The sequence below is a fragment of the Bradyrhizobium sp. genome (assembly GCF_049691595.1).
GTDB lineage: Bacteria > Pseudomonadota > Alphaproteobacteria > Rhizobiales > Xanthobacteraceae > Bradyrhizobium.
The window spans coordinates 1-2,053 of record NZ_JBAVNZ010000162.1 but is presented as its reverse complement, the minus strand read 5'-3'; the positions used below and the strand labels follow the sequence as shown (position 1 = coordinate 2,053).

Genomic DNA, 2,053 nt, shown 5'->3' with positions numbered 1-2,053 from the left:
GGCGGACACTAATCCGACCGCGGCGACCAGGCCGGCTGCGCCGAAAAAGCCGGCGCGTCCGGCTCCGGCTCCTGCCGCGGCTCCGGCGCCGGCCAGACAGGGTGCGGTGCAATCAACCACAACGCCGCCGGTGGTTCAGCGCTAGCGCTAGCCCGAGCGTTTTCGAGCGAAGCCTGCCCCCGACTTGATCCCGCTCTGGCCGGAACGCAATTCCACTTTCGCGGAAATCGTTTTAAGGTCGCGCTGTTTCGAACGAGTCTCCCATCCCTTCCGGCCAGAGAGTTTTACGCGATGGCGCTGTCGAGCATGACCGGTTTTGCCCGAAGCCATGGCGCGAGCGGTCCCTACGCGTTCGAATGGGAACTGAAATCGGTCAACGCCAAAGGCTTTGACCTGCGGTTGCGGCTGCCGCAGGGATGGGACGAACTCGAGGCCTTCGCCAAGAAGCGTGCCGGCGAAGTGCTGTCGCGGGGAACGGTGTACGCCAATCTCAACGTCAAGCGCACCGACGCGGTCTCGACGATCCGCATCAATGAGGACGTGCTTGCCTCGATCGTGAAGGCGGCCGGCACGCTCGCCGGCAAGATCGACGCCGTGGCGCCGAGCATCGACGGCCTGCTCGGAATCAAGGGCGTCATCGAAGTCGTCGAGCCCGAAAGCAACGAAGCGGAAGACGCCGCGGCCAAGCAAGCCGCGGCGGCGGCCTTCGAGCAGGCGCTTGCCCATCTCGTCGAGATGCGCCGCCGCGAGGGCGTCACGCTCGGGCAAATCCTGATCCAGCGGATGGACGAAATCGAGCGCCTCGCCAGAAGGGCCGAGGCCGCTCCCGGCCGCAAGCCCGACGCGATCAAGGCACGGCTGGCCGAACAGATCGCGGCGCTGCTCGAGGCCTCCGATCGGTTCGATTCCGATCGGCTGAGCCAGGAAGCGATCCTGATCGCGGCGAAAGCCGATATCCGCGAGGAGCTCGACCGCATCGCCTCGCACGTCGCGCAGGCGCGCGAGATGATCGGCAAGGGCGGACCGGTCGGACGGCGGCTCGATTTCCTGGCGCAGGAGTTCAACCGCGAGGTCAATACCTGCTGCTCGAAATCGAACGATCTGGAGCTGACCAATACCGGGCTCGAGATGAAGAACGTGGTCGAGCAGTTCCGCGAGCAGGTCCAGAATCTGGAGTGAGGCATGACGGCGGGCCAGGGTTTCGACGGGGTTGAGCGGCGCGGACTGATGTTCGTGCTGTCGTCGCCGTCGGGCGCCGGCAAGACGACGCTGTCGCGGCTGTTGATCGAACGGATGCCGGACCTGAAAATGTCGGTATCGGCGACCACGCGGCCGATGCGGCCCGGCGAAGTCGACGGCCGCGATTATTTCTTCGTCGACAAATCGAGATTTGAAGCGATGGCGAGCCAGGGCGAATTGCTCGAATGGGCCACCGTATTCGACAACCGCTATGGCACGCCGCGCGCGCCGGTGCAGAAGGCCCTGTCCGCCGGACAGGACGTGCTGTTCGATATCGACTGGCAGGGCACCCAGCAGTTGCGGGAGAAGGCGCGCGCCGACGTCGTCAGCGTGTTCATCCTGCCGCCGTCAGCGGCCGACCTCGAGAAGCGGCTGCACACCCGCGCGCAGGATTCCGACGAGGTCATCCGCGGGCGCATGAACCGCGCCACCCACGAGCTGAGCCATTGGGCGGAATACGACTACATCGTCGTCAACCAGAACGTCGATGACGCGTTTGCCGAAGTGCAGTCGATCCTCAAGGCGGAACGGCTCAAGCGCGAGCGCCGTACCGGCCTGACCGAGTTCGTTCGCGGCTTGCAGCGCCAACTCGAAAGATAGCCCCGGAATAGCGTCTTCGAGCGAAAGCTGCCCGCACCGGGATAGCGGGGCGGACACCGGTGCGCGCAGGGAAAACGCGTCAAGTGCCGGGCAAACTCACGCCGAGGCACTCTTCGCCAGCCGCGACAGCATTTCCGCAAGCCGCTGCTCCGCTTCATCGCGTGCGCGTGGATCATGCGCGGCGTCGGCGCGGCGCCTCGGCGCGGCATCGGTC

At 65.8% G+C, this 2,053-nt stretch carries 2 protein-coding genes; both read left to right on the top strand.

The features are described 5' to 3' along the window. Positions 1-291: 291 nt before the first annotated feature. Positions 292-1,179: a YicC/YloC family endoribonuclease gene (locus tag WCE35_RS07180; RefSeq protein ID WP_424592653.1), complete on the top strand. Its 888-nt coding sequence runs from the start codon at positions 292-294 to the stop codon at positions 1,177-1,179. A 3-nt stretch (positions 1,180-1,182) separates the two neighbouring features. Then, a complete protein-coding gene (gene gmk, locus WCE35_RS07175) occupies positions 1,183-1,839 on the top strand; it encodes a guanylate kinase (RefSeq protein WP_424592652.1) in 657 nt (218 codons plus the stop codon). The last annotated feature ends 214 nt before the right edge of the window (positions 1,840-2,053 follow it).